General features: G+C 64.6%; 3 protein-coding genes. All 3 read right to left on the bottom strand.

Going from position 1 to position 1693, the window contains the following annotated elements; translation table 11 throughout:
* The coding region (locus RMO81_RS09650; RefSeq protein WP_310475633.1) for a glutamate--tRNA ligase family protein at window positions 1-297 on the bottom strand (297 nt) is incomplete at its 3' end.
* Between the two features lie 262 nt (window positions 298-559).
* Window positions 560-1201 carry a hypothetical protein gene (locus RMO81_RS09645; protein WP_310475632.1) on the bottom strand — a complete coding sequence of 214 codons (642 nt, stop codon included), beginning with the start codon at window positions 1199-1201 and terminating at the stop codon, window positions 560-562.
* A 9-nt stretch (window positions 1202-1210) separates the two neighbouring features.
* Window positions 1211-1636 carry a hypothetical protein gene (locus RMO81_RS09640; protein WP_310475631.1) on the bottom strand — a complete coding sequence of 142 codons (426 nt, stop codon included), beginning with the start codon at window positions 1634-1636 and terminating at the stop codon, window positions 1211-1213.
* Between the last annotated feature and the right edge of the window lie 57 nt (window positions 1637-1693).

Here is a 1693-nt window from a genome sequence, read left to right as displayed (position 1 = left end):
GGGGTAAGCCCGGCCAGCATTCGCCAGTATGGTCAGCGCCGCCTCATAGCGGTCGAACCGGTCAGACTGCTTGACCTCCATATCGGGCGTCAGGCCCAGCCAGGCGAGATCGTCCCGAATCGACTGGGCCGATTCCGCGGTGGAGCGCGCCAGATCAGTATCATCCAGCCGCAGCACAAAGCGGCCGCCGCCAGAATCCTTGGCCGAACGGGCGAGCAGCCAGTTGACCAGCGCAGTGCGGATATTGCCGGCGTGGAGCCGGCCAGTGGGCGAAGGAGCGAAGCGGGTGACGATCATGGCGCTGGCCATAGCCCGTCCGCTGTCGGAAATCACCGTCCGATTGCCGCGAGCGCGTGCGGCCGTCATCCCGCCGCAGGAGTTTTGAAAAAGAACGGGCCAAGAGTGCCTCCGGCGGCCAGGGCCTGAGGCCCTGGACCCACTTTCGTTGGCGTGCATCTGGCGAGGAAATTGGGCATAGAGGGCGGCCAAACAAATGGGTGCAGGCCTCAGGCCTGCCCGCCGGAGGCCCTCTGTTCCGGCTTTTCAAGCCGGCTTGGCGTCATTTGGTGCGGATATGCCGCGCGACCGTGCGTTCCTTGACCTGCGCGCCATAGATGACGCCGGCCTTGTCCACCCAGATGCCTTCGGCGCCGCTGGTGGCGCCGGCATCGGGGGCGGGCTCCGGATCGGGGATGAAGGCGGTGACCTTGCCGTCCTTCACGCTGCCGATGCGGATGCCGCGCTGCCAGCCGGGGTTGTAGCCATAGCCTACGGGTGAGCGGCTTTCGCTGTCGCCGCTGTAGAGGATGTCGTTCTGATCGATGAACAGGCCCGATGGCCGGCCGAACTGCGTCCAGCTTTTCAGCAATTTGCCCCTTTGCGTGTAGACCTGCACGCGGTTGTTCCAGCGATCGCCAACATAGAGCACGCCCTTGCTGTCCATCGCCAGCGTGTGCGGCACTTCCAGATCTTGCCTGCCCTTGCCGGGCTGGCCCCATTGCAACAGGAACTTGCCGGTCTTGTCGTATTTCAGGATGCGGGCGACGCCGCGATCAGCCTCATGGCCATCGGCGACGAAGATATCGCCGTTCTTTGCGACGATCACGGCGTTGGGTTCGGTGAACAGGTCGCTGCCCTGGCCCTGCACGCCGGGCTTGCCCAGCGTCAGCAGCACTTTGCCGTCGGGCGAGAATTTCAGCACCGTCGCGCCCTAGCCTGCAATCGCGCGGGCATCAGTGAGCCAGACATTGTCCTGTGCATCGATGAAGAAACCGTGCGGAAACACCGTCAGCCCGCCGCCGAACGCCTTGATGAAATTGCCGGCCGCATCGAATTCCATGATCGGATCGAGGGTGCTGCTGCCGCAATTGTTGGCGCCGCAGCGTTCCGCCACCCAGATATGGCCCTTGCTGTCGACTGCGACGGCACTGGTCGAGCCCATCACGCGGCCAGCCGGCAGTTTCAGGAAACCCAGTTCGCTGCGGTAGGGGTTGGGCTGCTGGTTGGTTTCGGCCGTCAACGGCGCGGGCTGGGGCAGCGTCTCCACCGTCCACACTGGGCGGGGTGGGGTGGTCGCAGTTTGCGCGTTCACCGCGCTGCCGACCAGCAGCAGCGCCAGCATCATCATCCGCTTCATGGCCCAATCCCCCAAAGTGATTCAGCCGCCGTTGCTGGCGGGCTTTTCTGCGGTGAT

Origin of the sequence: Sandarakinorhabdus sp., from assembly GCF_031422795.1 — a bacterium.
In the GTDB taxonomy this organism is placed as follows: Bacteria; Pseudomonadota; Alphaproteobacteria; order Sphingomonadales; family Sphingomonadaceae; genus Sandarakinorhabdus.
The sequence above is the reverse complement of the archived record's forward strand: the minus strand, read 5'-3'. Positions and strand labels throughout refer to the sequence as shown.

Bases quoted from the DNA above. Each gene is read 5' to 3' on its own strand.
- RMO81_RS09640 (WP_310475631.1), bottom strand. From the start codon at position 1,636: ATGAAGCGGATGATGATGCTGGCGCTGCTGCTGGTCGGCAGCGCGGTG.